The 1571-nt window shown below is 46.0% G+C and carries 1 protein-coding gene and 1 pseudogene; both read right to left on the reverse strand.

The features are described from left to right. Nucleotides 1-209: pseudogene (locus tag F6K52_RS36125) on the reverse strand (elongation factor Ts); the annotation flags it as partial. 158 nt (nt 210-367) lie between these two features. Further along, nucleotides 368-1198 (reverse strand): 30S ribosomal protein S2, encoded by an 831-nt coding sequence (rpsB, locus tag F6K52_RS36130; RefSeq protein ID WP_293090011.1) that lies wholly within the window; start codon nt 1196-1198, stop codon nt 368-370. Nucleotides 1199-1571 lie beyond the last annotated feature (373 nt).

A 1571-nucleotide genomic window follows, 5' to 3' on the forward strand; every position in this document is an offset into this window, starting at 1 on the left:
TCAACAGTGTGGATGTAGCTGCCGATAATTCCTTCTGCTGCCACACGACCGGATTTTTTCTCAGCTGAGGTAATGCCTTTTTTCCGCAGCCATTCTATAGCTTTGGCCGTGTCTCCGCCGCTTTCTACGAGAGCTTTTTTGCAATCCATCATGCCAGCGCCGGTTTTTTCCCGTAGCTCTTTGACAAGTTTTGCTTTAATTTCCGCCATGTTGTTTTTGTTCCTACTGTTAGTGAAACTGATTACACCGTGATATGTTCCCACACTACTCGATCTGTGAGTATGGGCTTACCAGCCCACGCTGAAAGCTAGTTGATTTTTATCAAAGGATAAATTCAGCGTGGGGCTTCAAGTTCGAAGATAACTAACTATTCTGCCTCAGTCTCCTGGTTATCTCCTTGATCTACGGATTCAATTTGCTCACTTTGTTCAGTCTCTTGAATTTCCTCCTCGTCTGGGAACTCCTCTAATCCCTCTTCAAATTCTTCGTATTCGTATTCCTCTGCCGTATCTAGCTCACCATGACGGCCTTCGTAAATGGCATCAGCCAGTTTACCTATGATTAGCTTAATCGACCGGATCGCATCGTCATTAGCTGGAATCGGAATATCGGCTAAATCAGGGTCGCAGTTTGTATCTAATAGTGATACTATCGGTAGACTTAGCTTTTCACATTCCAAAATAGCGTTGTACTCACGCTTTTGGTCTATGATTATGACTATGTCGGGAACCTTACGCATCATTTTGATGCCACCTAGATATTTCTGAAGCTTGCCTAGTTCCCGACGCAGCATTGAGCCTTCTTTTTTTGGCAGTAAGTCAAGGGCACCACTGGTCTCCCGACGCTCTAAATCTTTGAGTCGCTCCACCCTGGTCTTAATTGTTTCCCAGTTGGTGAGCATACCACCTAGCCAACGCTGGTTGACATAGTAGGCACCACAACGGCTTGCCTCTTGGGCAATAATTCCAGCAGCTTGTCGCTTAGTACCCACAAACAGAAATCTTTTGCCCTGCTCTGATGAGGTGCGGATATAGTGATAAGCATCCTCCATCAGCTGAGCTGTCTGTACCAAGTCAATGATGTGGACACCATTACGAGCAGTGTAAATGTAAGGATCCATCTTGGGGTTCCATCGGCGAGTCTGGTGACCAAAGTGAACCCCTGACTCTAGCATTTCAGCTAAAGAAACTACAGGCATAATTTTTTAACTCCTAATTCGGGTTTAACCTCCATCCAGGTGGATTTCCCTTTAGAAACACCCGAAACCCTGGATGTGCGATGTTTATAAAACCCTTTTAGGGTAACACATTCTGACTCCCTAATGGCAAAGGGATTAGATGGATGAATTTTCTTACAAAAACATTAAAATTGTTAATTGGTAAGCTATCAGCTTACGCGCTACGGGCACGCTACACCCAACAGCGATCAGCCATTGGCCGTAGGCCAGGGTATTTGAGGTGCTTTTGAATAAAATAAGCTGACCGCTGTTCCCTTAGCGTGGCCAACGGCTGACCGCTAACCGCTGACCGCTGACCGCTGACGGCTTACCCTACTACTACACGGGGTAGTCG

This window comes from Moorena sp. SIO3H5, assembly GCF_010692395.1.
Taxonomy (GTDB): domain Bacteria; phylum Cyanobacteriota; class Cyanobacteriia; order Cyanobacteriales; family Coleofasciculaceae; genus Moorena.